Source organism: Nocardia sp. NPDC060255, from assembly GCF_042727395.1.
Taxonomy (GTDB): Bacteria; Actinomycetota; Actinomycetes; order Mycobacteriales; family Mycobacteriaceae; genus Nocardia.
Genome location: NZ_JBHXAU010000031.1, coordinates 72,053 through 96,196 on the forward strand (window position 1 = coordinate 72,053; position 24,144 = coordinate 96,196).

30 protein-coding genes are annotated in these 24,144 nt (G+C 65.1%); 16 read left to right on the plus strand and 14 right to left on the minus strand.

What is annotated here, in order from left to right:
* Positions 1 to 7 precede the first annotated feature (7 nt).
* The 5 genes from ACFWF1_RS37995 to ACFWF1_RS38015 all read left to right on the plus strand — a co-directional run bounded on the left by ACFWF1_RS37995 (position 8) and on the right by ACFWF1_RS38015 (position 2,672).
* On the plus strand, positions 8 to 169 hold the full coding sequence (locus ACFWF1_RS37995; protein WP_379291003.1) for a hypothetical protein: 162 nt from the start codon (positions 8 to 10) through the stop codon (positions 167 to 169).
* Positions 166 to 453, plus strand: a complete 288-nt coding sequence (locus tag ACFWF1_RS38000; RefSeq protein ID WP_379291004.1) for a hypothetical protein — start codon at positions 166 to 168, stop codon at positions 451 to 453. The genes ACFWF1_RS37995 and ACFWF1_RS38000 overlap by 4 nt, the downstream gene beginning before the upstream one ends.
* A complete protein-coding gene (locus ACFWF1_RS38005; RefSeq protein ID WP_379291006.1) occupies positions 450 to 1,847 on the plus strand; it encodes a WXG100 family type VII secretion target in 1,398 nt (465 codons plus the stop codon). Before ACFWF1_RS38000 ends, ACFWF1_RS38005 begins: the two co-directional genes overlap by 4 nt.
* Positions 1,834 to 2,388, plus strand: coding sequence for a hypothetical protein (locus tag ACFWF1_RS38010; RefSeq protein ID WP_379291007.1), 555 nt, complete (start codon positions 1,834 to 1,836; stop codon positions 2,386 to 2,388). Before ACFWF1_RS38005 ends, ACFWF1_RS38010 begins: the two co-directional genes overlap by 14 nt.
* A 77-nt stretch (positions 2,389 to 2,465) precedes the next feature.
* A complete protein-coding gene (locus ACFWF1_RS38015) occupies positions 2,466 to 2,672 on the plus strand; it encodes a hypothetical protein (protein ID WP_379291008.1) in 207 nt (68 codons plus the stop codon).
* On the opposite strand, the gene ACFWF1_RS38020 is transcribed toward ACFWF1_RS38015, so the two are convergent.
* Entirely contained in the window at positions 2,673 to 3,071 is a 399-nt protein-coding gene (locus ACFWF1_RS38020) for a PPOX class F420-dependent oxidoreductase (RefSeq protein WP_379291009.1), read from the minus strand.
* 304 nt (positions 3,072 to 3,375) lie between these two features.
* Here ACFWF1_RS38020 and ACFWF1_RS38025 point away from each other — a divergent pair, with 304 nt between their 5' ends.
* The gene (locus ACFWF1_RS38025; RefSeq protein WP_379284122.1) at positions 3,376 to 3,795 is read left to right on the plus strand and encodes a Dabb family protein; all 420 of its coding nucleotides are present in this window, start codon (positions 3,376 to 3,378) and stop codon (positions 3,793 to 3,795) included.
* 72 nt (positions 3,796 to 3,867) lie between these two features.
* Here ACFWF1_RS38025 and ACFWF1_RS38030 read toward each other — a convergent pair whose 3' ends face one another.
* Complete coding sequence (locus tag ACFWF1_RS38030; protein ID WP_379291010.1) at positions 3,868 to 5,040, minus strand: epoxide hydrolase family protein; 1,173 nt, start codon at positions 5,038 to 5,040, stop codon at positions 3,868 to 3,870.
* A gap of 102 nt (positions 5,041 to 5,142) precedes the next feature.
* On the opposite strand from ACFWF1_RS38030, the gene ACFWF1_RS38035 reads away from it, so the two are divergent.
* Together ACFWF1_RS38035 and ACFWF1_RS38040 are read left to right on the plus strand one after the other, a co-directional pair.
* The gene (locus ACFWF1_RS38035) at positions 5,143 to 5,733 is read left to right on the plus strand and encodes a CGNR zinc finger domain-containing protein (RefSeq protein ID WP_379291011.1); all 591 of its coding nucleotides are present in this window, start codon (positions 5,143 to 5,145) and stop codon (positions 5,731 to 5,733) included.
* 166 nt (positions 5,734 to 5,899) lie between these two features.
* Positions 5,900 to 6,175 carry a hypothetical protein gene (locus ACFWF1_RS38040; protein WP_379291013.1) on the plus strand — a complete coding sequence of 92 codons (276 nt, stop codon included), beginning with the start codon at positions 5,900 to 5,902 and terminating at the stop codon, positions 6,173 to 6,175.
* A gap of 105 nt (positions 6,176 to 6,280) precedes the next feature.
* On the opposite strand, the gene ACFWF1_RS38045 is transcribed toward ACFWF1_RS38040, so the two are convergent.
* Positions 6,281 to 7,033, minus strand: a complete 753-nt coding sequence (locus tag ACFWF1_RS38045; RefSeq protein WP_379291014.1) for a transporter substrate-binding domain-containing protein — start codon at positions 7,031 to 7,033, stop codon at positions 6,281 to 6,283.
* A 430-nt stretch (positions 7,034 to 7,463) separates the two neighbouring features.
* Here ACFWF1_RS38045 and ACFWF1_RS38050 point away from each other — a divergent pair, with 430 nt between their 5' ends.
* Positions 7,464 to 8,726 (plus strand): FAD-dependent monooxygenase, encoded by a 1,263-nt coding sequence (locus ACFWF1_RS38050; protein WP_379291015.1) that lies wholly within the window; start codon positions 7,464 to 7,466, stop codon positions 8,724 to 8,726.
* A 3-nt stretch (positions 8,727 to 8,729) separates the two neighbouring features.
* Here the strand turns inward: ACFWF1_RS38050 and ACFWF1_RS38055 are convergent, their stop codons facing one another.
* From ACFWF1_RS38055 to ACFWF1_RS38065, 3 genes are read right to left on the minus strand one after another with little or no spacing between them, the layout of a single operon-like run.
* Positions 8,730 to 9,620 (minus strand): NAD(P)H-binding protein, encoded by an 891-nt coding sequence (locus ACFWF1_RS38055; protein WP_379291068.1) that lies wholly within the window; start codon positions 9,618 to 9,620, stop codon positions 8,730 to 8,732.
* Entirely contained in the window at positions 9,617 to 10,030 is a 414-nt protein-coding gene (locus ACFWF1_RS38060) for a hypothetical protein (protein ID WP_379291016.1), read from the minus strand. The genes ACFWF1_RS38055 and ACFWF1_RS38060 overlap by 4 nt, the downstream gene beginning before the upstream one ends.
* A gap of 56 nt (positions 10,031 to 10,086) precedes the next feature.
* Positions 10,087 to 10,611: a MarR family winged helix-turn-helix transcriptional regulator gene (locus ACFWF1_RS38065; protein WP_379291017.1), complete on the minus strand. Its 525-nt coding sequence runs from the start codon at positions 10,609 to 10,611 to the stop codon at positions 10,087 to 10,089.
* Between the two features lie 164 nt (positions 10,612 to 10,775).
* Between ACFWF1_RS38065 and ACFWF1_RS38070 the strand changes: the two genes are divergently transcribed.
* Positions 10,776 to 11,183, plus strand: coding sequence for a hypothetical protein (locus ACFWF1_RS38070; protein ID WP_379291019.1), 408 nt, complete (start codon positions 10,776 to 10,778; stop codon positions 11,181 to 11,183).
* A gap of 263 nt (positions 11,184 to 11,446) precedes the next feature.
* On the opposite strand, the gene ACFWF1_RS38075 is transcribed toward ACFWF1_RS38070, so the two are convergent.
* Positions 11,447 to 11,716 (minus strand): hypothetical protein, encoded by a 270-nt coding sequence (locus ACFWF1_RS38075; protein ID WP_379322264.1) that lies wholly within the window; start codon positions 11,714 to 11,716, stop codon positions 11,447 to 11,449.
* Between the two features lie 251 nt (positions 11,717 to 11,967).
* On the opposite strand from ACFWF1_RS38075, the gene ACFWF1_RS38080 reads away from it, so the two are divergent.
* Positions 11,968 to 12,723, plus strand: coding sequence for a multiprotein-bridging factor 1 family protein (locus tag ACFWF1_RS38080; RefSeq protein WP_379291023.1), 756 nt, complete (start codon positions 11,968 to 11,970; stop codon positions 12,721 to 12,723).
* 129 nt (positions 12,724 to 12,852) lie between these two features.
* On the opposite strand, the gene ACFWF1_RS38085 is transcribed toward ACFWF1_RS38080, so the two are convergent.
* The gene (locus tag ACFWF1_RS38085) at positions 12,853 to 13,815 is read right to left on the minus strand and encodes a helix-turn-helix transcriptional regulator (protein ID WP_379291070.1); all 963 of its coding nucleotides are present in this window, start codon (positions 13,813 to 13,815) and stop codon (positions 12,853 to 12,855) included.
* Between the two features lie 60 nt (positions 13,816 to 13,875).
* Here ACFWF1_RS38085 and ACFWF1_RS38090 point away from each other — a divergent pair, with 60 nt between their 5' ends.
* Complete coding sequence (locus tag ACFWF1_RS38090) at positions 13,876 to 15,027, plus strand: epoxide hydrolase family protein (protein WP_379291024.1); 1,152 nt, start codon at positions 13,876 to 13,878, stop codon at positions 15,025 to 15,027.
* A gap of 104 nt (positions 15,028 to 15,131) precedes the next feature.
* Here the strand turns inward: ACFWF1_RS38090 and ACFWF1_RS38095 are convergent, their stop codons facing one another.
* Positions 15,132 to 15,542 (minus strand): hypothetical protein, encoded by a 411-nt coding sequence (locus ACFWF1_RS38095; RefSeq protein WP_379291026.1) that lies wholly within the window; start codon positions 15,540 to 15,542, stop codon positions 15,132 to 15,134.
* A 471-nt stretch (positions 15,543 to 16,013) separates the two neighbouring features.
* Between ACFWF1_RS38095 and ACFWF1_RS38100 the strand changes: the two genes are divergently transcribed.
* Positions 16,014 to 16,679 (plus strand): SGNH/GDSL hydrolase family protein, encoded by a 666-nt coding sequence (locus tag ACFWF1_RS38100; RefSeq protein ID WP_379291028.1) that lies wholly within the window; start codon positions 16,014 to 16,016, stop codon positions 16,677 to 16,679.
* Positions 16,680 to 17,268: 589 nt separating this feature from the next.
* Here ACFWF1_RS38100 and ACFWF1_RS38105 read toward each other — a convergent pair.
* On the minus strand, positions 17,269 to 18,135 hold the full coding sequence (locus ACFWF1_RS38105) for an oxidoreductase (RefSeq protein ID WP_379291030.1): 867 nt from the start codon (positions 18,133 to 18,135) through the stop codon (positions 17,269 to 17,271).
* 75 nt (positions 18,136 to 18,210) lie between these two features.
* On the opposite strand from ACFWF1_RS38105, the gene ACFWF1_RS38110 reads away from it, so the two are divergent.
* Positions 18,211 to 18,843, plus strand: a complete 633-nt coding sequence (locus tag ACFWF1_RS38110; RefSeq protein WP_379291032.1) for a TetR/AcrR family transcriptional regulator — start codon at positions 18,211 to 18,213, stop codon at positions 18,841 to 18,843.
* A 66-nt stretch (positions 18,844 to 18,909) separates the two neighbouring features.
* Here ACFWF1_RS38110 and ACFWF1_RS38115 read toward each other — a convergent pair whose 3' ends face one another.
* Positions 18,910 to 19,545 (minus strand): O-methyltransferase, encoded by a 636-nt coding sequence (locus ACFWF1_RS38115; RefSeq protein WP_379291033.1) that lies wholly within the window; start codon positions 19,543 to 19,545, stop codon positions 18,910 to 18,912.
* A gap of 181 nt (positions 19,546 to 19,726) precedes the next feature.
* The gene (locus ACFWF1_RS38120) at positions 19,727 to 20,209 is read right to left on the minus strand and encodes a MarR family winged helix-turn-helix transcriptional regulator (RefSeq protein WP_379291035.1); all 483 of its coding nucleotides are present in this window, start codon (positions 20,207 to 20,209) and stop codon (positions 19,727 to 19,729) included.
* Between the two features lie 104 nt (positions 20,210 to 20,313).
* On the opposite strand from ACFWF1_RS38120, the gene ACFWF1_RS38125 reads away from it, so the two are divergent.
* Both ACFWF1_RS38125 and ACFWF1_RS38130 read left to right on the plus strand, forming a co-directional pair.
* Positions 20,314 to 20,658, plus strand: coding sequence for an EthD domain-containing protein (locus tag ACFWF1_RS38125; RefSeq protein WP_379291036.1), 345 nt, complete (start codon positions 20,314 to 20,316; stop codon positions 20,656 to 20,658).
* Positions 20,659 to 20,728: 70 nt separating this feature from the next.
* Entirely contained in the window at positions 20,729 to 21,583 is an 855-nt protein-coding gene (locus ACFWF1_RS38130; protein WP_379291037.1) for a DODA-type extradiol aromatic ring-opening family dioxygenase, read from the plus strand.
* Between the two features lie 3 nt (positions 21,584 to 21,586).
* Here the strand turns inward: ACFWF1_RS38130 and ACFWF1_RS38135 are convergent, their stop codons facing one another.
* Positions 21,587 to 22,339, minus strand: a complete 753-nt coding sequence (locus tag ACFWF1_RS38135) for a TIGR03084 family metal-binding protein (protein WP_379291039.1) — start codon at positions 22,337 to 22,339, stop codon at positions 21,587 to 21,589.
* 231 nt (positions 22,340 to 22,570) lie between these two features.
* Positions 22,571 to 24,064 carry an MFS transporter gene (locus ACFWF1_RS38140; protein ID WP_379291041.1) on the minus strand — a complete coding sequence of 498 codons (1,494 nt, stop codon included), beginning with the start codon at positions 24,062 to 24,064 and terminating at the stop codon, positions 22,571 to 22,573.
* Positions 24,065 to 24,144 lie beyond the last annotated feature (80 nt).

Genomic DNA, 24,144 nt, shown 5'->3' on the forward strand with positions numbered 1-24,144 from the left:
AAATTTCATGCCGGACACGAAGATGCAGGCCGACAACGAAGCTATGCATAGTCTGGCCGACCAGCTTGCCGTTGCGGCAGCGGTTATTCGTAATGTGCAGATTCGATCGCCGATGAGCCGCAAGGTTTTTCGCGGAATCGACGACAGGGATAGAGGTCACGGACTGTGAGTGGGTTCGAGGTCCAGATCAATCAGCTGCGGGAGGCGGCCAAAGCGGCAGGATCGGCCGCCACGCAGGCCGGGGAGGTGGAGCCGGGCACCGGCATGGAGGCGATCGCGACAGCATTGCCAGGTGGTGAGGTGGCAAAGAAGGCGCCGACCTTGGCTACGACGTTCAATGAGCGCGCGAAGGGATGGGCCGGCGAGATCGGCCGGTGGAACGAAACGATAACCGCGGCCGCGAAGTTGTACTCCGAAAATGAGGCCGAGGCGGCAAGGGCTTTCGGGCGATGACTATCGGCTACGACGACGTCCGCAAATGGGACGCCGGAGCGCTCGACACGTCGGCTACCAATCTGCGTGGGCGGCGGGACAAACTCATCGGGCTGCAGGACGAGCTCGACGACGCCCGGAAATTGCCCGAATGGCACGGCCCCGCAAGTGAACTCGCCCGCAGTTCGCTGGGGAAGACACGGGATAACGCCGAGATCCTCATCGCGGAGCTGTCCGCCGTCGAGCGGGCTCTGCAGGATGCCTCGGACGACGTGTCCGCCCTGAAAACCCGCGTCGCCAACAATGATTCGCTCGCCGACACCTATCAGTACCGCATCGCCGACGACGGCACGATCGTGGACAACAAGCCCGCCGACCCGCCGCCGAAGTCGCGGACCGAGGCCGAAGACCGCGCCGAGACCCAGCGCTACCGCGAAACCATCAAAAGGCAGCTGGAGCAGGAAACCAAGGCGATACTCACCACGGCGAAGAACATCGACGGCACCGTCGCCGGGGTGATGCAACTCGCGCTGGACCACAAGATCAGCGACCACGGCGCGAGCACCCTGGCCGATGCCATGAAGGGCGGCGAACTCGACGCGCAAGTGGCCGAGATGGAACAGGCGCTGCGCGACGCCGGACTGCTGACCGGGCCGCCGGTGTCCGGCTACTACCGGCAGTGGCTGGAGAACGCCGTGCGCCGGGGCGTGTCGATCGACACGATCAAGCAGATGATCGCCGAAAACCACATCACCCCTGATGATTTCAAGATCCTGGAGGGCTTGGAGGAGATCCGGGAGGACGAGGACGGCGACGGGATCTTCAAGTCGTTCTTCCTGATGCCGACCAACATCAGCGGGGACGACGCCGCCAAGGCGGTGCGGATGACCTATATCTTGAACGCGGGCACCGACTACGGCACCGAAGGCGAATCGACCGACTTCAAGCCGACCCCGTACGGATCCGCGGAACTGCGGCGAATCATCGACCGGCAGAAGAAGAACTCCTGGAGCTACGACGACGATGTGAGCTTCGTGCACGGCAACGGCGGCCGGTTGGTGACCACCCCGAACGGCATGATGATGGGCTTGGGCGGCAACCTCATTCAGGACCAGTTCAGCCAGCACGGCGGAACGACCTGGGGCGACACGTTCATGCTGAACGTCGACGACCCGAAAGATCCGGCGCAACAGATTCGAGAGGTGGCGCGGTCGGGTTACGCGTGGTACGACGGCGATAATGGCCCATACCGGGGGAATCTCGATCTGGACCGACTGATGCACCACGAGGAGCGCCACTCCCAGCAGTGGGCGCGCGAAGGTTATACGGGGTTCCTTGCCTCCTATGTGTGGGAGCAGATAACCGGCGGCGACGAGACCGAAAGGGACGCGGGACTTTCCGATGGTGGATATTAGGTGGCTGCGCGTCGCCTGCGCTGCGTTCGTCTTGGCGGCGGTGACCGCGGCGTGTGACACCAAGGCGCAGTTCGCGCCGTCGCTGCCGCCTGCGGCCGGGTTCCGCGTCGACGACGGCGTCCTGAAACTGTGGACGGGCACTCCATGCGATGGCGTCACCCGCCTGACGTTGATCTTCGACTCCGGCACCAAGCAGAGCGCCGAGCAGACGTGGACCGCGCCGCGGCCGGGGGTGCCGGTGGAGCGCATGGACCTGCTGCGGACCGCCGGGGGATCCGCCCCGGACACCGGTGGACCGCTCCAGGTCCAGCAACTGCTGCCCGCGGACTACGACTGGACCAAGGCGGGTTCGCTCAACTTCTCCGTTGACGGCCCGAAGGCCTACGGCGCCAGGGTCGACGTCGCCCAGGTGCTGCGCGAGTCGGCCCAGCACCCGTCCGGAAGCTACCTGTTCGGCAAGCGTGGCTGGCTGGACGCGCCGGAAGTCCAACGGGAGAACCAGAAGTCGTTCCTGGCCATCTGCACTTCCGACCCGAAGTGATTGCGGGACAAGCCAATCCCATGGATCCGAACATGAACATGCCGGAAAGCGATACTCGCACAAGCACTTTACGGACAGTGCTGCGACGCGTGGTGCTCGGCGCGTTCGCCTGCACCGCCACGTTGATCGTGCTGCTCGTCGGCGAGATAGTGCTCAGCGTTACCGGATTGTCCTTCGATCCGCACGGTTACGGAATGTTCGCCGGAATCCTGTTCGCGGCCGTCCTGACCCCGGTCGCGTTGGCGCTGTGGCTGCTGTACCGAGCAATGCGACGCGCCCGTTGACTACTGGGCGCTGCGGCTGACGAAGTCGAAGGATCCGCCGTCGATGCCCCAGGAGATGATCTGTTCGGGGTGAATTCGGATGACCGCGCGTTCCTGGGGCGGGAACGGCGGCTCCTCGTCGCCGAGCGCCTCGGCCGTGCCGCGTACCTCGATGCCGCGAATCACGTAGGGCTCCAGCGAAACCTGTTGGTCGATGACGAACGACACCCGGCTGCCCGCCTCGACGTTGCGGAACTTTCGACTGGCCCGCATCCGCATGCCTCCGATGTCGATCGAGCCGTCGGCGTTCACTCGATAGCTGGTCGGGTTGTTCTGCACAACGCCGTCGGGTGACACCGTGGCCAGTCGGCCGATCCCGGCCTCCGCGAGGAACTGCTGTTCGTTGCTGGTGAAGGTCATTTCGGTTACTCCTCAGTGCATTTCGATTTTCTAGCAGTGCTAGCAACTGAAGCAACGGTAACAGTCGTCGGCTAGCTTGTCTAGCGTTGCTAGATTTTGGATCCACGGGATCGCCCTCGGATGAGCACGCGGCCTCAACTACGTAGTCACCGACTCGACTGCGTATCTAGGTAGGAATCACCGACGCGGACACCGGTGCGCGGATGGAAATCTCGATGTCAGCAAGCGAGCACGGCTTGAACGAATTCACCACCAACCACCGAGTACGCACAACCTGCGGCTCACCTGATGAAGGATGAAAGACATGATCTACCACGGCAACCGCTTCACCCTCCGCGCCGACGCCTCCCCCGAAGCCGTCGAGGAAGCCCTCGAGAGCCTGCGTAACCAGGGCCGGTCCATCCCCTCGGTGAAGTCGTTCGTGGTCGGCCCCGACTTCGGTGGCGAATACCAGTGGGGCGCGGTGTTCGTCATCGAGGACCTCGCCGGCTACTGGGAATACCTGATCCACCCGGCCCACCGCAACACCGACCGCGTCGGCCTGCCCCTGGTCGACAAGTTCGCTTCCTTCGACATCACCGACGACGAGGACCCGGCGATGGCGGAGAAGATCGCCGAACTGCACCAGCGTCGCTACGACAGCGACCCGGAACTGACCAAGCTGGTCTCCGACCTCGGCGAATACAGCGGTAGCGCCGCCCCGGGACACCACGGCGAGAAGTAAACCACCCCCGATCCCCTGCCGGACAACCTGTCCGACAGGGGGTTTCGCGTTACCCACGGTCGGCGGCCGCGTTCACCGAGCAGCGGCCAGCACTGCCGCGAGACCTTCTTGCAGATCCTTGACGAAATACTCGGGAACCTCCAGCGACGGGAAATGTCCCCCGGTTTCGGGCGAGTTCCATCGGACGATCTTTCGGAACCGCTCCTGTGCCCAGGGCCGCGGATATTTCTCGATGTCGCGGGGGTACATGGTGATTGCCGACGGGACGTCGACCCGAAGTTCGGGGTCGAGCGAGTTGTGGCTTTCGTAGTAGATACGGGCCGCCGATGCGCCAGTGCGCGTCAGCCAGTACAGGGTGACGTCGTCGAGAATGCGGTCTCTGGAAATCGTTTCAAACGGGCTGTCGGCGGTATCTGTCCACTCGGCGAATTTGTCGAGGATCCAGGCGAGCAGCCCGACCGGTGAGTCGACGAGCGAGTAGCCGATGGTTTGGGGCCGGGTCGCCTGCTGTTTCGCGTATGCCGCGCGGTGGCGCCAGAAATGGCGGGTTTCCTCGGTCCATTTGCGCTCGACGGCTGTCAGTCCGTCGGTTGTGAGCCCGGGCGGCGCCTCCGCGAACGTCGTGTGGATGCCGAGGATGTGCGCCGGGAACCTGCCACCGAGAACCGTGGTGATATTGCCGCCCCAGTCGCCGCCGTGGGCTAAGAATTTGTGGTAATCGAGCCTCCCCATCAGTTCCACCCATGCGGCCGCGATCTTTTCGGTGCCCCACCCGGTGGTGGCCGGTTTGTCGCTGTAACCAAAGCCGGGCAGCGATGGAACCACGACGTGGAACGGCGGCGCGTCTGCGTCTTTCGGATCTGCCAATTCGTCTATTACATCGATGAATTCAGCAATGCTGCCTGGCCAACCATGCGTCAAGATCAGCGGAGTGGCGTCTGTGCGCGTGGATCGGCGGTGCAGGAAGTGGATTCCCAGACCGTCGATTGTCGTGCGGAACTGGCCGATTCGAGTGAGGCGCTCTTCGAACGACCGCCAGTTGTACCCGGTGCGCCAGTAGTGCACGACATCGACGAGGTCGGCGAGCGGCACGCCCTGGTCCCATCGACGCGGGTCGGGCGCGGCGCGATAGACCGTCTCGGTTTCCGGCAGCCGCGCTGCGACCAATCGTGCCCATAGATCGTCGAGGTCGGCGTCGGTTGCGTGAGTTTCGAATGCTTGCACGTCGCTGGTTGGACGGTTCATGAGACCTCCTGGCCATCGGGGACCGGCCACGAGCCTCCGCGAACCGGCTAAGACGGTTCTAACATGTCTCGAGGTCGAGGTGCAACCAGCTAAGGTGGTTCCATGCATGCCGGGTTCCCTGACTTTCGCCTCGGTGCCGTGCTGGCCACCAGCTTCACGGCGACGCTGACGGAGCGTCAGGGCGACGCGGTCGAACGCATTCCCACGCCGCAGCGACTCGTCGACTGGCTGGCAGTGAGCGGCCTCGCCGTGGATTCCTGCACCACCGCCCAGCTCGAACTCGCTCGGGAACTGAGGGAAGCAATTCACGCCGCCGCGACGGCGTCCGCGAGCAACGACGCGCTCCCCGCGTCTGCCGTCCGCATCATCAATGACCGCAGCATTCAGGGTCGGGCGTCGGCCATCCTGACGCTCGAGCGCAATCGGCAGTGGCGACTCGGCTCGACTACGGGCGTAGTAGATGCCCTAGGCGTAATCGCCGCCGATGCGATCAGCATCATCGCGGGCGAACGAGACGGAAAATTGGCGTTGTGCGCATCGCCGACCTGCCGAGCCGCCTTCTTCGACACCAGCCAGAGTCGCACCCGCAAATGGTGTGACATGAACACGTGCGGGAATCGGCAGAAGAAGGCGCGTTTCAATGCCAGCAAAAACGCCAGATCAGCGGAGTGGTCGCGGTCCATTGCGGATTAATCCTGTTGCCCGCCAGCATATTCGACGTTCACGCTTCGTGACGCACTGTTATATCCGCCTGACGCTGTCCTTACCCTCGGCTGCCTAGTCTCGACGGTGGCCCGGCCGAACGGTCGCGGCCTGGACAACGGCGACGATCCGTCGTCGTTCTGGATCGGGAGTTTCGATGAGCTTGTTCACCGTTCGCCGCGGCATCGCTGTCGTCGGCATCGCCGGTGCGGCCGCGGCCGTCGCGCTGACAGTTCCCGCGTTGGTTACCGGTCAAGCGGTAGCCCCCATTTCGAACGTCGTGCCCGCCGGGCATTCGGGTTCCGTGCTGGCGGGCGGTCCCGGTGATTCGGATATGGGGCAGCAGCCGGGCAACCCGAGCGCCGGGCAAGGCGGGCCGAGCAACCCTGGGGCCGGGGGTGGTGCGGGCGACCCCACCATGGGACACCGTTAGCATCGATTCGGTAGGCGTGCCGAGTGCGGCAGGAGGGCGCCCGAACAGCCCGCCTGCCGCATTCAGCGCATTCCTGATCGCCTGTCCGGCAACGTATCTGGACGGCTATTTGCTGACGTCGGTGCCGAAGTACTTCTCCGAAATCTTCGCCAGCGTCCCGTCGGTGCTCAGGGTCGCCAACGCCTTGTCGACATCGGTCATCAGCGCATCACCCTTGCGGGCCGCGAACGCCTGCAGGCTGGCAGCACCGGTTTTGCCCGCGATCCGCACGCTGGTATCGCCGGTCTTCTTGGTGTACTCGGCGACGGCGAGATTGTCGTTGACGGTGGCGTCGACCCGGCCGATCTTCAGCAGTTGAATAGCCTGCACAAAGCCTTCCACCGCTTCGATTTTCGCGCCCGCGTTCGTGGCGACCTTGGCCCAGGTGGTTGTCGCGGACTCCGCGCAGGTCTTGCCGTTCAGGTCGGCGAGTGTGGTGATCGTGTTGTTCTCGGTTCGGGTGACAATCACCCCCTCGGAGAACGTATACGGCTGTGACAGCGCGTATTTCGTCTTGCGCTCATCGTTCACCGTCACCTGGTTGGCGATGAGGTCGAAGCGCTTCGACTCGAGTCCGGCGAAGATCGCATCCCATGGGATCTGCACGAATTCGACCTTCTTGCCGAGCTTTTCGGCGACCGCCTGCACTACCTCGATGTCGTAGCCGGTGAGCTTGCCATCGGAGCCTTGGTAGCTGAAGGGCGCGTAAACGCCTTCGGTGCCGATCTTCAACACGTTCGGGTCGGCACTGCCGCAGGCACTGAGCCCGGAGGCGGCGAGGACGGTGAGCATAACGGCGGCGAACAGCTTGCGACGCACGGGATTCCCTTTCTTCGGTGGGCGGACAGCAAATACGTCCACGCACCACACAAACCCGACTCAGGAAACTCCGAGGCGATCTGATCGACGGTATCCGCATTGCGCTGCGCCGAGTGCTGCTATGCGGAATTAGGCCGATAGAGAACTCGACGCGCAGCGGAATCTTCGCCGAGCATGCCCCGTCACAGTGTTATCTCTGCGATCACCGTCCTGGGCTGCGGACGACCCGTGATCTCCGCGCGGCCTGCATGAGCGGAGTCAAGGGCAGGATGTGACCGAAGGTTGAGGGTGTTTGCGGGAGAGTGGACACGATTTTCGGTGATACCGATGAATTCGGTGTGGACACGTAGTCGGTATGGCTGGATACACCGATAGCGGTGGGCCTGTGCCGGGACTGTTCCGGTGCGGGAGGAAACGTATGGAGGCAGTGATGAGCGTCGACAACTCGGCACAGGAGAACACGATCCGGGTGAATGGTCCCAGGGTGTTGGTGGCGGGGGCGAGCATCGCGGGACCCGCGCTGGCGCACTGGCTGCGGCGGTGGGGTGCCGAGGTGACCGTGGTGGAGCGGGCTCCCGAGTTGCGTCCGGGTGGGCAGGCGGTGGATGCGCGTGGTGTGGCCAAGGAGGTCATCCAGCTGATGGGGCTGGACGCGGCGGTACGCGCAGCCTGCACCGACACCGCCGGCGCGCACACCGTGGACGCGGACGGGAACGTGCTGGAGACCTTCCGTGCCGACGACAACGGTGGTGACGGCTACATCGCGGAGATCGAGATCCTGCGCGGGGACCTGTCCCGGGTGCTCTACGACGACACCCGCGACGGCGTCGAGTACATCTTCGGCGACCGTATCGCCGAGCTCACTCAGGACGCGGACGGCGTCGACGTGACCTTCGCGGGCGGTGACCGGCGGCGTTTCGAGTTGGTGGTCGGGGCCGATGGTCTGCACTCGGCGTTGCGCGCGATGGTCTTCGGGCCGCATGAGCAGTTCGTCCGCCACCTCGGGCTGGTGCTGGCCTTCTACAGCGTGCCCAACGAGTTCGAACTGGACCGCTGGCTGCTCGACTACCAGGAGTCCGGGCGCTCGGCCAGTCTGCGGCCCATCCAGGACGCCACCCGGGCGATGGCCATGTTCTCCTTCCCCTCAGCCGATTTCGACGTCGACTACCGCGACGTCGAAGCCCAGAAGCGCCTGCTGCGCGAGCGGATCGCCGGTCTGGGCTGGTTGACCCCGGACATCCTCGCGCACCTGGACGACACCCCGGACTTCTACCTCGACCAGGTCGCCCAGGTGGTGATGGATCGCTGGTCCAGCGGACGGGTGGTGCTGCTCGGGGATGCGGCGTTCAGCGCGTCGCCGATGTCGGGGGCGGGCACCGGGCTGGCCCTGGTCGGCGCCTACCTGCTGGCCGGAGAACTGGCCGCCGCCGGGTGGGATCCGGAAGCCGGGTTCGCCAGTTACGAGCGACAGATGCGCTCGTACGTGGAGGCCAACCAGGAGATCGGCCGGTTGCACACGCGCAGCCGCGACGGTTCCGAGACCGACGCCGAGCCGGAAATCGATTACGCCGGTGAATGGTTCACCGACCTGATCGAGCGCGCGATCAACGGCGTCGAGCTGCCCGACTACGCGGGGACACTGGGCTCCACGGCCCCGGCCGGACCGCCGATCGCCGCATCGGCCAAACCATAAGCGTCACATAACGTTTCGAGAGGCTTCAACTGGGAGATGCCGGAAGGTGTCGAGGTTTTCGGTCAGGAAGACCTCTAAGGTACGTGGGGGTTTGCCGAGGATGGTGGAGACGGTGTCGGTTGGGTGTTCTGGTCGGGCGATGGCCAGTTGCTGGATTTCGGTGATGTGGTCGGCCAGCCAGGGTGGTAGGCCAGAGTTTTCGGTGAGGTGTTGGCGGAAGTCGGTGGGGGATAGGTCGATGTAGCGGATCGGAGTGTTGAGTATGGAGGTCAGCAGGGCTGTCAGTTGGGGGTAGCTGTAGGTTTGGGATTCGGTGAGAAGATATGTGCCACCGGCGATCTCGTCTCTGGTGAGGGCTGCTGCGGCGACGTCGGCGATGTCACGGCAGTCGACGTAGTTACAGGCTGCCTCGCCCATGGTTCCGGTGATGGTGCCCTGGGTTGCCACCTGGGGGCCGAGGAGGAGCAGTTTTTGCATGAATGCGTAGGGGCGCAGGATGGTTCGGGTCAGGTCGGTGGTGCGTAAGGCCTCCTCGATGGCGTAGTGCCAGCGTGCGACTGTCACCGGCGAGTTGGCGGCGACTGCCGGTGCCGAGAGTTTGACGATGTGTTCGATACCGCACGCCGCGGCGGTTTCGATGGTGCGCGTTTCGAGTTCGACCTGGGCGGGGCTGTTGGTCATGGTGAGGAAGAGTTGGGTCGCGCCTTGGAATGCGGCTCGCAGCGAGGCCGGGTCTGCTGCGTCGGCGTACCGGATTTCGGCTGCAGGCGAATATCCATTGGCGTGCAGGCGATCTGGGTTCCGGCTCAGTGCCCGGCAGGGTACTCCGAGGGCGAGCAGGCGGGTCAGGAGCGCGTTGCCGGTCGCGCCGGTGGCTCCCATGACGACGATCATGTGCAGGCCTTTCGTTGGATCGCGCACCAGCGCCAGGTGATGATCGTGGCGGCCAGTGCGGCGGCGATCGGGAAGTCGATGCGAATGCGGTCGGGGAATGAGGTTGTGGTGGTGATGATTTGGGCCGCGAAGGCGGCGAGCGCGGCTGCGCTGAACCCGAAGGTCGCCGTAAGGGCGAGGGCCGACGCGCGGCGTAGGCGAAGGCGTCGAATTCCGCTGTACCGCAGCCACATTCCCAGCAGCAGAGCTACCAGCGCGGATGTCCCGGCGATCGACGTCACCGCGGCGCGGAGTAGATCTGCCTGCCCGGTAATCAATCCGCCTGCGCCCGCGCACACCGCTGGGGCCAGGTAGGCGAAAAGCGCCTCTTGCCACAGTATGAATCGAGGAGGTGCAATAGCTGTGTTCATCTGATTAGGTCCCTAACTATATGGACAGGCAAAAGCTCGAGAACAGTATCCGGCGGTCAGTCCGCCGTGAGCGCGCTCATGCCGTGGCCGATGCGCTCGAGCAGGTCGAGGAAGACCGTGCGTTCCGCGCGGGTCAATCCGCCGACCATCGACTGCAAGCGCCCGAAATGCTCGGCGGCCATATCGCGCAACAGTTGCGCGCCGCGGGCGGTGAGCACCACCACCACGGCGCGACCGTCCTCGGCCGAAGCGCGCCGGCACACCAGACCCTGCTGCTCCAAGCCGTCGATCAGCCCGGTAACCGTTGCGCGCGTTACCCTGAGGCTCGCCGCCAACTGCGAAGGTGACTTCTCGCCGTCCGCGTCCTCGAGGTCGGCCAGCAACCGATACCGCCCGGTGGACAGCCCGAATCGCGCGAAGTGCGTCTCGGTCGCCTGCCCGAGCCGCGCCCCCGTGGCCAGCAGTCGCACCGCGACGAGTACCGCCTGCGGATCGATCTCGGACTCCAGCCCGTAGCGCCGCAGCTGCGTCCGCGCCTGCCCCAGGGTAGGTGTTTCCGGGGCTTCCGGATCCGTGGCCATGAAAGTAATATGGCACCTAATTATCTTGCAGTCAAAGTTGCCTCCGTCACAGACCCCGGGAAGGTCGGCCGCTGGGGTGCACAGGATTGCGCAACCTGAGCCCGCCGATGGGGCCAGCTCGGCCACGGCGAGATTTGTCGGTGGCGGATGGCATCCTGTGCCCCATGACAGTCTGGGACCTCCTCGCCATCGACAACGCACTACGCGCAAGTTGGGCCGCCGACACCTGCTCCCCGGACGACCTTGTCAGGTCCGGCTGGCAACCGGACAACCCCGCATGGGGACATTGCGACATCACAGCTTTGATCGTCAACGACATCTTCGGCGGCGATCTCCTGGTCGGCGAGGTGCGATCAGCGGGAGAGCAGCACGGTTTCCACTGGTGGAATCGCCTACCCACCGGCATCGAATTGGACCTGACCCGCAGCCAGTTCCGCAACGGTCAGCTCATCACCACCCCCCGGACCATCCAACGTCCGCGCGGCCCATCCCCACGCCGCTGGGACGAGTACCTCCTGTTGCGCCAGCGCGTAATCGGCCACCTGGGTCACCTGCCGTCACCCGACGCCTGACAACCCACACCGACTCCAGTCCAGCAGCAGGCCTCAATTTCATGTGATCGCTTGTCCGGCAGTGTATCTCGTATCCCCGCCGCCAACCCATGCAAGGTCGGTTTGTCGTAACCGATACGCAAGTCGCACGCTGCGCTCGGACTGGTATCGGCACGGCGAGTGCCGGACCGGCACCGACGGCGACCATGGCGAATGCGACAGTGGCCCGGAAAATGAAGTAAAGCAAAGGGTTTCCATACCGTCCCCCAAACGGCGTGTGCCGCTCAGTACTCCCGTGAGGTGTCGGGCTTCATCCGCCCGGCGGCGATCAGTGCTCGTCGTGCCGCCGCCTTGCGAGGGCACATGTCGGCGCGGCAGTCGCGATGCTGCTGCATGATCTTGTGGGCTTCGAGAATGCCGAGGTTGTAGTCCGGGGCTTCATGCGGCCAGCCCTGTGGCCACATACTCGTGTCGGCGAGGTGGTCATCCGTGGCCCGGCCACGTCGGCGCTCAGCTCTCCATTCGGCCTGTACGCGGTCCACGATTTCTTGCACAGATGTGCCGTCCGACTCGGATTCTCGCCACCAGTTGAACCTCATCGCGTCACCCCTGCCGTGTTCGATGTTCGGTTGGTGAGCACCCGCCGCCGGGGCCGAACGGGGAGTTGGTCATCCCGACGGCGGGGCCGCCTCTAGCGTGTCCGAACATGCTGCGGCCATGCGACGTCACTTCGGGTGTCCTACTGGTGCTGATCAGGGTGACATTTGGGTGTCATTTCTGAGAGTTGAGGACTATCGTGGCGGCTATGGCGACCGCACCCAACACAGCTCTACGCGCCGCACGAATGGGGCGATTGATGAGTCAGGACGATCTTGCCCGTGCGCTACGAGAGATCGGCTGCACCAGCGCAAACAAACGACTGGTGCAGCGCTGGGAGTCCGGCATCACCCGTACGCCTCACCCATCGCACGCAAGCGCTCTCGAGCGGGTATTGGGGATGCCGATCGAGCATCTCGGGTTCGTCATGGCGCGTGTCGCAGACGACGGCCGAGGCGGCCACGACCTGCAGTTGCCGCAGTCGGCTCAGGTCGGGAGCGCAGCCACGGCATCACGACCACGCCCCAACCCTGGAAACTGCTCGGGCATCTGGCTGTCGCATTACGAGTACTACTCCTCGGGGCGGCAGGAGACCTTTAGCACGGGGCACTACGTCGTGATCCTTCAGCATGGTGACCACCTCACAGTGCGGAGCCTGTCCGGCTCTGCACCGTCGACCGTGGCCATGGAGTTAGATGTCGACAGCGGAGTAGCGACCGGCACATGGACCGAGGACACAAACCCGAACGGCTACTATCGAGGCGCGCGGTACAGCGGTGCCATCCAGTTATTGATCGAGCCGACCGGTCATCGCATGGTCGGCAAGTGGATCGGTTACGGCAAGAACTTCGACATCAACTCGGGGCCTTGGGAATTGGTGCTACAAGATGCTTCCACCAGTAAGGCCGCGATCGAGGCTTACGATCGCCCACCCGACTTCGATCATGTACCGCCGCTGGGCTGACGCCACGTCCGATATCGAAGACAGGTCCGCGATTGTCCCCGACTCGCACCGCCGAGATCTCCGTCTCGCTGGTGCTGATGCTAGATCCCAACACTGACAACCGAATTCGCGCGCCGCGCAAAGGATGATCTATCCCTTGCTCGTGGCGCGGGTGAAGCGGCCGGCGAGGGCCTGGAGGTGGGTTATCAGTTCTGGTGGGGATTCGACCTCGAATTCTACGTCGAGCATGCCGACCGCCAGAGCGACCAATGCGTACGAGTCCGAACCCATTTCGAGGCGGCAGGTGTGTTCGTCGAGGGGGGTGACTATGCCTTCGACGCGGCCGATGAGGTCCTCGGCTGGGACGTGGACGCGCATGACGGAACGGTATGGCCACAGGGCGAAGCCCATGGTGTGGCGTAGGTAGGTGACGACGTCGCCGCCGGGGGAGGGGCGGTGGGTGAAGCGTCGGCCGTTGGGGGTGCGCAATGACATTCGGTCGACTCGGAAGGTGCGCCAGTCGGCGCGGTCGGTGTCCCAGCCGACGAGGTACCACTTGTGGCCCCAGTGCGCGATGCGGTGCGGTTCGACGCTGCGCCGGGTTTCGCCACCGGCATGGCTGAGGTAGTCGAAACGCAGCGTTTCGGCGGCGCGGATGGCGGCGGAAATGGTGGTGAGCGTGGCGGCGTCGACGGCGGGGCCGGGACCATACCGGGGTGGCATCGCCACTACCGCGTTGTGCAGGGCGTCGACCCGATGCCGCAGCCGCGTCGGCAGCACCTGCTCTACTTTGGTCAGCGCGCGTAGCGAGGCTTCCTCGATGCCGGTGACGCTGCCGGTCGCGTTGGCCTGCAGGCCGAGCGTGACGGCCACCGTCTCGTCGTCATCGAGTAGCAGCGGAGGCAGCGACGCGCCCGGGCCGAGCCGGTATCCGCCGACGGGGCCCAGCATGGCATGGACCGGATACCCCAACTCCCGCAACCGATCCACGTCACGGCGGACGGTGCGGGTCGTGACGTCGAGTCGTTCGGCCAGTTCGGTTCCGGTCCAGTCTTGATGCATCTGCAGCAGCGACAGCAGCCGCAGCAGGCGGGCGGAGGTGGTTTCCGGCATGAACACATCTTCCCGCATGACTAGGACCGTTCCTGTCCTATACAGGGAGATGCTTGAGTAATGACCACAACAGCGATCACGCCCTTCCGGATCGACATTCCGCAGTCCGCCCTCGATGAGCTGAACGACCGACTCGACCGCACCCGTTGGCCCGACGCGCTGCCCGGTGTCGGCTGGTCCTACGGGGTCGACCAGGACTACCTGACCGACCTGGCCGAGTACTGGCGCAAAGGCTACGACTGGCGGGCGCACGAGGCGCGGTTGAACACGATCCCGCAGTTCACCACCGAAATCGACGGGCAGACAGTGCATTTCCTGCACGTGCGCTCGCCCGAGCCGGACGCGACCCCGCTGATCCTCACCCACGGCTGGCCCAGCACACCGGCCGACTTCTTGGACATCCTCGGACCGTTGACCGATCCGCGGGCACACGGCGGGAACCCGGCCGACGCGTTCCATGTGGTGGCCCCGTCGGTACCGGGATTCGGGTTCTCCGGCCCGACCCGCGCCACCGGCTGGGACGTGACGCGGATCGCGCGAGCCTGGGCGGAGCTGATGGCACGGCTCGGCTACCAGCGTTACGGCGCGCAGGGCGGCGACTTCGGCAGCCTCATCTCGCCCGCGCTCGGGCGGGTGGCGCCGGAAAATGTTATCGGCGTCCATGTCAACGCACTCGCCGACGCGGCGACGGCGACCGGCTCCGGACAGGAGCTTGCGGGGTTGTCGGAAGCGGACCGGGCGAAGGCCGTCGCCAATCAGATGTGGTGGTTCGGGCACAACGGCTACGCGACCCAAATGTCTTTGCGCCCACAAACTATCGCCTACGCCCTCAACGATTCTCCGACCGGCCAACTGGCCTGGAACCTCGAATGGTTCGTCGACTGGGACCCGACCGCCACCGAGCAAACGCCCATCGACCGCGACACCATCTTGACCAACGTCACGACCTACTGGCTGACCGGCACCGCCGGTTCGGCCGCCCGCCTATACCGGGAGTCCGGATCGTCGTGGGGTAGCAAGCCCGCGCCCTCCGGTGTGCCGACCGGCGTCGCGAACTTCCACGGTGACCGCGCTGTCCGAGGCCTCGCGGACTTGGCCCACACCATTGTCCGCTGGACGGAGTATCCAGTAGGCGGACACTTCGCCTCCCTGCAAGCCCCCACCGAACTCGTCACCGACATCCGCGAGTTCTTCCGCTCGCTCGGCCAATAGGGTTGCAGGAGTAGAGCTCACGACGGATGAGTGCCAGGGCCTGCGGTTCACGGTAATTCGGCCGCGCGCTCGCCTGGTCCTGGCCCTCCGCTCTTGGGCCACGCTCAGTTCACGACGACAGTCATCTCGCCTTGATCGGTGAAATAGCCGTTGGTGCAATGGATCGGGGCGATCAGTTCGTAGGTCCCTGGGCTGGCCGGGGTCCATTGGATGGTGGCTCTGGCGGATCCGTAGGGGCCCTGACCGAGAGCTTGGCCGAGAAGCACACGCTGGCCACCGACGATGGATTGCAGCTTCGCGGTGCAGGTGTCGAGCAGCGTGAAAACGCTCACCGAATAGGTGGTGCCCGCGTGCAGGGTGTCCGCGGCGATGACGACGCTGCGATCGAAGCTGGTGATGTCGGCGGAGGCCGTTTGGGGCGGCACTGTGATCGCGATGGTCCCCGCCATCGCCGCCACCGCACCGCAGGTCCAAGCTCGGCGGGCTCGGCTGCTGGTCTTTAGTCGAGTGTCCATTTGTCGCCCCTCAGTGAACCATTGAGATCAATTGGATGTGGGTAACGGCAGACGCCTGCTCGCTCCGGCGGAGCTGGTTCGCGTAGTGGTCAGGTACGCCGGGCGAGATGGAGAGCGAATGCCTCGCATGCCTCGACCCGAGATGTTCCGGACGCAACGAACACAACATTGCCCCCCTTGCCGACGTGCTTTACCCCACCTTGAACTGTATGGGTGATTCTGTTGCAGCGCAACACCTGTCGCGCGTCGGTCAGTGCCCGAAAGTGGAGCTGTGGCCCTGGTGCGCGAGCAGGGAATCGGCCCGTATGGGCGTGATCGACTCGGTATCGCGGGTACCTGCGCAAGCGCTCCGCAAGCAGCGCGCCAGGACGGTGCAAGAGTCCTCGAAAAACATTGATTCATCGCAGGCCATTGGCTCGGCAGTCCTGCGATGTGAATCATTCTTTCCCCCAATAAAGTTCAGGAGTACACATGACGATCACCCTTCGCCCAGGAACCACGGTGATGTTCACCGGTGATTCGATCACCGACCCGGACCGGCTCGAGAGCGAGGACGGCGGCAGGTTCGGCTACCCACTGCGCATCGCGGACGAGTGGGGACGCAGGCACCCGGAGCGAGCCGTGACCTGGCTGAACTCCGGGATCGCGGGCAGTAAGGTGATGGACCTCGAATCCCGTTGGCAGGCAGATGTACTCGACGCGGGCCCGGACGTAGTGTCGATCCTTGCCGGCATCAACGATGTCGGCTGGCACACGCTCGACCCGGGCAACGGCTACGTGATCCCCGCGCAGGACTACGCGGCCGGTTACGGCCGACTGCTGGCGCCCCTGGCCGAGGCCGGTGTCGAGCTGATCCTCATCGAGCCGTTCCTCCTGCCTATTCGCGGCGTCATCGAGAAGCGTGACGTGCGCATCGACGATGAGGTCCGAAAGGGTTGGCGCGCAGACCTGGACCTGAAGATCCAAGTCGTACACCAACTCGCCGACAAATACGGCGCATACCTGCTCACCGCCGACGACATGTTCGCCAAGCTCGCCACGACAACCGACCCGGAGCACTGGTCCGCCGACGGCGTGCACCCCACTCCTGCCGGTCATGCTGCCATCGCCGACGCCTGGCTCCAGCTGGTGGCCTAACCGTGGCTGTGGATCTGAGGAATCAAGAACTGTGCCGTGCACGAATAACTAGACCAGCCTTCGCATTTGGTCACCCGACCGGATTGATTCCGGTTATCGCTGCGGGCGAGCATCAACGCTCGGTCGTTGTGAAAACCTCTAGGAACAAGAGGGTTTCATTGTGCGACAACCAAATGTTTGAGCTTCGTCCGCCGTCAGGTCGCGTATTTACCCGAGGCGTGAAAACATCTCTGCCAGTTGATCATCGGAATGCGGAAAGCATTGCCACCGCATCGTAGCAAAGCTAAGGAATTCGGGGAGTAGATGCTGTTTTGGGCAACCACTGGAGGCGCCGCGCTCCTCGTGCTGCTGTTGCTCTGGGCGACGGCACGGGCCATGGATCCGCGCGGCCGGAAAGAGCGGCGGCACAACATGAACAGAGCTGACTCACGTGGACCTGTGCCGCAACGCGAGTGGCCGCAGGCCGCCCGCCCGGATTCCCGCCGCTAGGTATGTTTCCAAACCCTCAATCCCCGCTACAGCTGACCTTCGGCGCGCATGCGTCCGGACCTTCGTCCGGACTGCGGGCGCGGTACGGCCGCCTACCGAGTCAGCCCGGTAGTTGCGCCCCGTCGGCGAAGTCCGTGGTGCGTGACAGGTCGGCCCACTTCTCGATTTCGGCATCCACGGCCGCCCGGCCGGCCTGCACCAGACGCAGCGCATCGGAGCCGAGTACCAGATGCGCCGGCGGATCTGCTGCCTCGATCACCGAAAGTATCGCGGCCGCAGCCTTTTCCGGATCGCCCAGCTGATTGCCGTCGGCAGCCTGGCGGCGTGCGCGCACCGGATCCATCAGCTCGTCGTAGTCCGGGATCGAGCGTTCGGTGCGGACCATGGATCGTCCCGCCCAGTCGGTGCGGAACGAGCCCGGCGCCACGGCCGTGACGTGGATGCCGAATCCGGCGACCTCCTTGCCGAGCGTCTCGAGGATGCCCTCCAGGGCGTACTTGCTGCCGTGGTAGTAGGCCAGGCCGGGCACCGTCATCAGCCCGCCCATGGAGGTGATGCCCAGAATGTGGCCCGATCGCCGGGCTCGCAGGTGCGGCAACACTGCCTGAATGGTGGCGACCGCACCGAAGACGTTGACCGCGAACTGGTTTCGCAGTTCGGCCAACGGTGACTCCTCGAATACCCCTTCGTGGCCGTATCCGGCGTTGGCGATGACGACATCGATCGGACCGATCGTGGATTCGATGTTGTGCACCGTGTCCAGGACCGCATCGTCGTCGGTGACATCGAGAACGCGCGCGATGGCGCGGCTGGGATGCAGCGCCTGGAACCGCGCGGCGTCGGCTTCGTGCCGGACCGTGCCGACCACGACGTGACCGTCCTGGATGGCCTTGCGCGCGATCGCCTGTCCGAAGCCGGAGCTCACGCCGGTGATGAGGAAGGTCTTGCCGGTGGTCGGATCAGTCATGTCAAGAAATCTACACTCTGTCACTCATTATTGACACAGTGTAGAAAATAATCGCCTCGGGGTAGAATCATGTCCGTGCCCGAGACCGGAACTACCCGCGGCCGCCGCCGCGCCACGCCCACCAAGGGTGACCAGCGTGAGCGGGACATCCTCGACGCCGCCGAAAAGCAGCTGGCCACCATCGGATTCGACGGTATGACGATCGAGACCATCACCAAGGCGGTCGGCATCACCCGGGGCGCGTTCTACTTCTACTTCGCCTCCAAGAACGCGGTCCTGGCCGCGCTGGTCGAACGAACCGTGGCCGTGCTGCGCGCGGAAATCGAAGCTGCCGACGCCTCCGGCGAACCGGCGCACGCCCTGTGCCGCAGCATCGACCAGACCCGCGACATGTGGCGCGATCATGGCAACGTCATGCGTGCGGCCGTCGAGCTCACCCCCACTGTCGCGGCTGTCGGCGAGAGTTGGCATTCCGCCGTCACCGCTATCCGCGACATCACCCGAGCGATCGCCGAACGCGCCGGGCTGCCCGATAACGACGCCCCGACCGGCGCGCATGCTGTGACGACCGCGCTCGTCTGGATGACCGAGCGCGCATTCTATCAGGCATCGAAGTCCGGCATCTCACTCGACGACACCGCGGTGACCCTTACGCATCTGTGGCTCAATGCGCTGGGTATGGCACCGGGGCGCTCCGCGTGGCGGTGAGGAGCTCGACCGGGCCGCGGCTGCCGCCGGTGACCAGTGCGACCTTTCCGCTGAGGTTGCCTATGGCTAAGCCACTTTCACGCACAGTTCGGTGCCGCCGTGCAGCGGCAAGGTCACCGACAGGAAGCCGTTGGCCGGATCGCGGACGTAGGCAAGGAAATCGGGTTCGGCGTTGTCGTTCATGACATAGGCACCGATGTTCAGTTGCGGCGTGATGATCTCGATGACCTCGCGGGCCAGCGACGGTTCGGCGCCGAGCCAGCCGTCGATCAGCGCGAAGTCGACCGCACCGCCGAGGTCGCGCAGTGTGGTGCGCGCGTCGCCCTCGCGGATCTCGGCGTAGTCGGCGAGTCCGGCCTCGGCGAGATTGGCCCGGGCGACGGTGACTTTGGTCGGCACGATCTCCGAGCCGATCACCGTGCCGCCGCCGTTGTCGCGCACGGCGGCCGCCGCGTAGAGCGTCGACATGCCGACGGAGGTCGCGAATTCGACGGTCCGGGTGGCCCGAATGCCACGGCACAGCAGGTAGATCAGGTCACCCTGCTCCTGCGCGATCGAGTAGCCGTACTTGCTGTAGTCGTGCGGATCGCGCGCACGACCGTCGCGTGGGTCATCTGGCCGATACTGTTGCGCCGCAGCGAGCCTGGCGATGACGGCATCGACGGCGGGGTCGCGGAGCGGGCGGTGCGTGTCGGTCATCATCAGGTCCCCTAATCCGTTGTGGCCCAAAGTAAATTGGGCGGCCTCCCTACGGGCTTGGTTATAAGGCAAGGCTAATATGGCGGATTGGCGGTGGACGGCCATCTAAGACCTCGAAACGGCCAACCTTGCGTGCGGCGGGCGCAGGTGGACAGCGCGAATCGGATTCGACTGTGGTGAAGGGTTATTCGGCAGGGCTACCGCCGGTTTCCCGTCGCACGGTCTGGGCGATGCCTGAGAGTGCCGTACCCAGCTGGCGGCGTTGCGCGGTGGTGAGCGGGTCGAACACGAGTCGGCGCACCTGCTCGACATGTCCCGGGGCGCTGTCGACCACCTTCTGCCGACCGCTGTCGGTCAGTGTCGCCAAGGTGTAGCGACCGTCGCTCGGGTCGATCTTACGAACGATCCACTCGCGAACCTCGAAGCGGTCCATCAGCTTCGACAGCCGGGGGAGCGTGCTGTTGCAGACCTTGGCCAGCTCGCTGAGCCGCATGGTCTCCTGATCGGCCATCGACAGCCGGGCGAGCACGCTGTACTCGAAGTTCGAGATGCCCGCGTCGCGCTGCAACTGCCGATCCAGGGCCGTGGGCAGCGCGATCACGACGGTGAGCAGGTCCTGCCAGAGGGCCTGCTGTTCGGCGTCGAGCCAGGGTGTCGGTTCGTCCATGCGGTCCAGACTACTTGCCCAGGCAAGAGAAAGTAGTTGCCTAGGCAAGTGAAGAGGGTCTATGGTTCGAGTTGCCCAGGCAAGTCAATCTCGAGGAGTTCCCAATGATCAAGCTCAGCGTCTTCCTGACCCGGCGGGCAGACCTCACCCACGAGGAGTTCGTGGAGTACTGGACGCAGCAGCACACGCCACTGATCGCCAGCGTGCCCAGCGGCGAGGTCCCGGTTCGGCGCTACGTCCAGCTGCTGCCCACCGACGACGAGATCCCCGGCATCACCACCGCCTACTACGACGGTGTCGCCGAGGTATGGGTCGACGACATCGCCGACGCCGCCCGCTGGTTCACCTCCGACACCTACACCACGACCATCGCCGCGGACGAGGAGAAGTTCATCGACCGCTCGCAGACCCGCTTCCTCTACACCACCGAAACCCCGATCTTCGGTTGAGCCCCAACGACTCCGGGCGATCTGACGATCAGGCCGCCCGGAGTCGCACCCGCTTCCGATAAGGAACGACATGACCACTTCGCACCGCCCGGCCGGGGCCTACGACGACCACCTCGCACGGGTCCTCCCTCAGGCCGGTGAGCACCGGCTCTGGGTCCCCGCCGACGGAGCGCTGCCGAGCCTGTTCATCAGCCACGGCGCACCCTTCACCCTCGACGACCCGCAATGGCTCGACGACCTGTTCACCTGGGCGCAGTCCATGCCCAAACCGAAAGCCATCGTGATCATTTCGGCACACTGGGAGGACGCACCGGCCGCGATCTCGGGCGCGGCCGCGGGCACCCCGCTCTACTACGACTTCAGCGGCTTCCATCCCCGCTACAAGACCCTGCCCTACGCGACCCCGGACGCGACCGACCTCGCCCGTCGGCTGACGGCCACGCTCAGTCCGGCGACCACGGTGCACGAGCGCGCCGACCGAGGCCTCGACCACGGTGCGTTCATCCCACTCATGGCGATGTATCCCGCGGCCGACGTTCCGGTCGTCCAACTGTCGATGCCCAGCCTCGATCCCGCGGCGTTGGTCGAGTTCGGCGCACGCCTGCGATCACTGCGCGACGAAGGCGTGCTGGTCATCGGTTCGGGCTTCATGACCCACAGCTTCGCGGTGTTCCGCCGCCCGGATCTCGCCGCACACACCAAAGCTTTCGACGAATGGGCGGTCGACGCGCTAGGGCGCGGCGATGTCGATGCCCTGACCGACTACCGGCGCAAGGCGCCCGGCGCCGCGGTCGCGCATCCGACGGCCGATCACTATGTGCCCCTGCTGGTTACGGTCGGCGCCGCGAGCGATCCCGGCAGTGCCATCAGTGCGATCGACCGCATGGTCATGGGCAACTCGATCCGCTCGGTGCAGATGAACTGAGCTTCAGAGGAAGATACGGGCGATGTCGAGCCACTTCTGGGCGTCCGCGCCGACTGCGGTGAGGTCGGTCTCGGCCAGCGGCCTGCGCTGGGTGACGCGGAGACAGAAATCGAGGGCACTGCCCTGCACCCGTTGTTCGGCATCCGCTGGGCCCCACGCCCAGGCCGCGCCGTCGGGGCCGGTCAGTTCGACCCGGAAAGGCTCTGCGGGAGTGGGTAATTCGGCAGTGTAGAAGGACAGCTCTCGTCCTACGACGCCCATCGAAGCTATCGGCCGGAGCCGATTCGTCGCATGGCGGGTGACACCCAGCGTGTCGAAAATGTCCTGCCCGTGCGCCCACGTTTCCATCAGGCGAAGCGGCACCATGAGCTTCGCGGTCAGCTCCGCGCCATACCACGGAAACGGCTGGTCCAGCGGAATGTCACGGAGCGCCGCCGCCACCTCGACGCGACCGGCGCGCCACTGTTCCAGCAGTTCCGCTCGGGGGAGGGCCGCACCCTCGGCGGCATCGATATCACGGTATTGGGGGCCAAGGGTTTCCGCGTGCTTCAGCACGGCGTCGAACGCCTCCGGGGTCCGGATGGCGATGAGCACGTTCGCGTCGGCGGAAGCGAGATGGGCGATCTGGTGGGCGATCGTCCACCCCACCGCGGGCGTGTCCTCGGACCAGTCGGCCTGCGCCGATACCAGGGCGTCGAGCTCGTAGCCCTCGGCCACCAAGTCGGGCAGTGCGACGTCGCGCTGCACGTCGGACATGTCAATGCCGTAATCCAACATCCCAGTAGCACTCTCACACACGTTGACGGCAACGGGTTTATCCCGTCTGGACGGACAGAGCCGGTGATCTACGACGCCTTGCTCGTTTCCGCCGAGCCTATGGGAGCCGATCAAGGCGCCGCAAACCCTGTGACCTGCAGAGTTACTGAAAACTGACGGGCAACTCGCCTCGGTGGCTACGGATGGGGTGGCGCGGCTGCCAATCCGGTTTCAGTGCACGGCGACATTCGGATTGGCGGGTAGCGGGCCCGAGCGGAAGAGTAGTGCGGCCAGCGCGGCACTGCCGAGGAACACTGCTGCGGCGATCCAGAACACCAGGTGGTAGCCGCTGATCGTCGCTTGTGCGATGGTCGTCGGTTGGGTCGCGGTCGCGGCGTGGGTGGTGAGGTAGTCGTTGATGGCGGTCGTGGTGAGCGAACTGAACACGGCCAACCCGATGGCCCCGCCGATCTGCTGGGCGGTATTGACCGTCGCGGAGGCCACGCCGGCGTCATGCGGTGCGACGCCGCTGGTCGCGGCGTTCTGGATCGGGCCGAAGATGAAGCCGAATCCGAGGCCGATGACGAGCAAAGCAGGCAGCACGCCGGTGACATAACCGGAGTCGGTGCCGATGCCGGTGAGCAGCGCCATTCCGGTCGCCGCGAGCAGGCAACCGCCGGGGATGAGCGGGCGCGGCCCGGTGCGCGGCAGCAGCGCCGTTCCCGAGAACACCGCACCCACCATCACCATGGCGATCATCGGAAGGAACGCGGCACCGGACTGAATCGGACTGAACCCCAACGTGTTCTGCAGGTAGAAGGTGAGGAACAGGAAGACCGCGAACATGCCGGTACCGGTGATCGCTACGGTCAGGTAAGCCGAACCGCGGACGCGGTCGAGCACCACGTGCAGGGGCAGCAGGGGATGCGGGGCGCGGCGTTCGATGAGCACGAAGGCGGCCAGCAGCAGGGCTCCCGCGATGATCGGCGCGAGCGTCGCAGGGTTGTGCCAGTCGTGGGATTCGGCGTTGCCGAGTCCGTAGACGAGACCGGCCAGGCCCAAGACCGCAGTCGCTGTGCCCGCGATGTCGGGCCGGACTCGTTCGGGGCGGTCGCCGTCACGCAGGACCGCCAGCGCACCGGCGAACGCGATCGCGGCGATCACGATGTTCACGTACAGACACCACCGCCACGACAGTCCCTGGGTGAGGATCCCGCCGAGCAGCAGTCCCAATGCGCCGCCCGCGCCGGAGATCGCGCCGAAGATGCCGAACGCGCGGCCGCGTTCTTTTGCGTTGTCCGCGAACGTAACTGAGAGCAGGGACAGCGCGGCCGGTGCGAGCAGCGCACCGAACACGCCCTGGGCGACCCGCGCGACGAGCAGCATTTCCAGACCACCGGCCGCCCCGCCGAGCGCCGAGGCGGCGGCGAATCCGCCGACGCCGATGAGGAACATTCGCTTGCGTCCGAAGAAGTCCGAGAGCCTGCCGCCCAGGAGCAGGAGGCTGCCGAAGGCGAGCGCGTAACCGGTGACCACCCATTGCCGGTCGTCGGTGGAGAAGCCCAGGTCGTGCTGGGCGCTGGGTAGGGCGATGTTCATGATGGTGTTGTCGACGATGTCCATCAGCTGGGCCAGGCTCAGCACGATCAAGGCCAGCCAGCGGTTGCGGCCGGCGTTGCCGGTTGTCGGGTGGTCGGAACGAATCGATGAGATGGCAGAACTCATGGTGACCTCTCAGTCAGGTGTGCAGGCGTCAACGCCGATGCGGGCGTGCGGCATCGCGAATCGTGTTGTGGGCGCGACAC

What these genes read in the sequence shown, in the direction of transcription:
- ACFWF1_RS37995 (WP_379291003.1), top strand. Translation starts at nt 8, where the DNA reads ATGCCGGACACGAAGATGCAGGCCGACAACGAAGCTATGCATAGTCTG.
- ACFWF1_RS38005 (WP_379291006.1), top strand. Translation starts at nt 450, where the DNA reads ATGACTATCGGCTACGACGACGTCCGCAAATGGGACGCCGGAGCGCTC.
- ACFWF1_RS38010 (WP_379291007.1), top strand. Translation starts at nt 1,834, where the DNA reads ATGGTGGATATTAGGTGGCTGCGCGTCGCCTGCGCTGCGTTCGTCTTG.
- ACFWF1_RS38020 (WP_379291009.1), bottom strand. Translation starts at nt 3,071, where the DNA reads ATGACCTTCACCAGCAACGAACAGCAGTTCCTCGCGGAGGCCGGGATC.
- ACFWF1_RS38025 (WP_379284122.1), top strand. Translation starts at nt 3,376, where the DNA reads ATGATCTACCACGGCAACCGCTTCACCCTCCGCGCCGACGCCTCCCCC.
- ACFWF1_RS38030 (WP_379291010.1), bottom strand. Translation starts at nt 5,040, where the DNA reads ATGAACCGTCCAACCAGCGACGTGCAAGCATTCGAAACTCACGCAACC.
- ACFWF1_RS38035 (WP_379291011.1), top strand. Translation starts at nt 5,143, where the DNA reads ATGCATGCCGGGTTCCCTGACTTTCGCCTCGGTGCCGTGCTGGCCACC.
- ACFWF1_RS38040 (WP_379291013.1), top strand. Translation starts at nt 5,900, where the DNA reads ATGAGCTTGTTCACCGTTCGCCGCGGCATCGCTGTCGTCGGCATCGCC.
- ACFWF1_RS38050 (WP_379291015.1), top strand. Translation starts at nt 7,464, where the DNA reads ATGAGCGTCGACAACTCGGCACAGGAGAACACGATCCGGGTGAATGGT.
- ACFWF1_RS38055 (WP_379291068.1), bottom strand. Translation starts at nt 9,620, where the DNA reads ATGATCGTCGTCATGGGAGCCACCGGCGCGACCGGCAACGCGCTCCTG.
- ACFWF1_RS38060 (WP_379291016.1), bottom strand. Translation starts at nt 10,030, where the DNA reads ATGAACACAGCTATTGCACCTCCTCGATTCATACTGTGGCAAGAGGCG.
- ACFWF1_RS38065 (WP_379291017.1), bottom strand. Translation starts at nt 10,611, where the DNA reads ATGGCCACGGATCCGGAAGCCCCGGAAACACCTACCCTGGGGCAGGCG.
- ACFWF1_RS38070 (WP_379291019.1), top strand. Translation starts at nt 10,776, where the DNA reads ATGACAGTCTGGGACCTCCTCGCCATCGACAACGCACTACGCGCAAGT.
- ACFWF1_RS38080 (WP_379291023.1), top strand. Translation starts at nt 11,968, where the DNA reads ATGGCGACCGCACCCAACACAGCTCTACGCGCCGCACGAATGGGGCGA.
- ACFWF1_RS38085 (WP_379291070.1), bottom strand. Translation starts at nt 13,815, where the DNA reads ATGCCGGAAACCACCTCCGCCCGCCTGCTGCGGCTGCTGTCGCTGCTG.
- ACFWF1_RS38090 (WP_379291024.1), top strand. Translation starts at nt 13,876, where the DNA reads ATGACCACAACAGCGATCACGCCCTTCCGGATCGACATTCCGCAGTCC.
- ACFWF1_RS38095 (WP_379291026.1), bottom strand. Translation starts at nt 15,542, where the DNA reads ATGGACACTCGACTAAAGACCAGCAGCCGAGCCCGCCGAGCTTGGACC.
- ACFWF1_RS38100 (WP_379291028.1), top strand. Translation starts at nt 16,014, where the DNA reads ATGACGATCACCCTTCGCCCAGGAACCACGGTGATGTTCACCGGTGAT.
- ACFWF1_RS38105 (WP_379291030.1), bottom strand. Translation starts at nt 18,135, where the DNA reads ATGACTGATCCGACCACCGGCAAGACCTTCCTCATCACCGGCGTGAGC.
- ACFWF1_RS38115 (WP_379291033.1), bottom strand. Translation starts at nt 19,545, where the DNA reads ATGATGACCGACACGCACCGCCCGCTCCGCGACCCCGCCGTCGATGCC.
- ACFWF1_RS38120 (WP_379291035.1), bottom strand. Translation starts at nt 20,209, where the DNA reads ATGGACGAACCGACACCCTGGCTCGACGCCGAACAGCAGGCCCTCTGG.
- ACFWF1_RS38125 (WP_379291036.1), top strand. Translation starts at nt 20,314, where the DNA reads ATGATCAAGCTCAGCGTCTTCCTGACCCGGCGGGCAGACCTCACCCAC.
- ACFWF1_RS38130 (WP_379291037.1), top strand. Translation starts at nt 20,729, where the DNA reads ATGACCACTTCGCACCGCCCGGCCGGGGCCTACGACGACCACCTCGCA.
- ACFWF1_RS38135 (WP_379291039.1), bottom strand. Translation starts at nt 22,339, where the DNA reads ATGTCCGACGTGCAGCGCGACGTCGCACTGCCCGACTTGGTGGCCGAG.
- ACFWF1_RS38140 (WP_379291041.1), bottom strand. Translation starts at nt 24,064, where the DNA reads ATGAGTTCTGCCATCTCATCGATTCGTTCCGACCACCCGACAACCGGC.